Below are 368 nucleotides of genomic sequence, written 5' to 3'. Positions count from 1 at the left end.
GCACAAGCACGAGTTATTTTGCAAATTTCTGCGATTTTTTCTCCTCTAAATCAAGGCAGAAATACTTCAAAATTTCCCTAAATTTCTTTTGAGACAATTCGGAAGCGAATCATATATTTATTTTTCATTTTACTCTCCATACTTTAAAATGATATTGTATAAAATTAAAGTATCTTGAGCCTTGATTTAATATTTTTTTCAGTGGATTTGCCAGGTTCTTATCTAAGTCTTTATGCTAAGGATTTTGAGAAAAAACTCTTTGATGATGATTCTATGCCAAGACAGCTAAGCTTTTTAAGGCTTTCTTATGATATAAACTATGACTTTGTCAAAGAGCTTTTATCAAGGGCAAATTTTACTAAAATTCA

At 29.3% G+C, this 368-nt stretch carries 1 protein-coding gene and 1 pseudogene; one reads left to right on the top strand and one right to left on the bottom strand.

Annotated features, from left to right (window positions below; all coding sequences use genetic code 11):
• Nucleotides 1–34: 34 nt before the first annotated feature.
• Nucleotides 35–140: pseudogene (locus tag DMC01_RS12880) on the bottom strand (IS1595 family transposase); the annotation flags it as partial.
• Between the two features lie 34 nt (nt 141–174).
• Between DMC01_RS12880 and DMC01_RS12875 the strand changes: the two are divergent.
• The coding region (locus DMC01_RS12875; protein WP_142694549.1) for a hypothetical protein at nt 175–368 on the top strand (194 nt) is incomplete at its 3' end.

Source organism: Campylobacter troglodytis (assembly GCF_006864425.1).
GTDB lineage: Bacteria > Campylobacterota > Campylobacteria > Campylobacterales > Campylobacteraceae > Campylobacter_D > Campylobacter_D troglodytis.
Note: the sequence above shows the minus strand (reverse complement) of the source record. Positions and strands in the feature narration are given on the sequence as shown.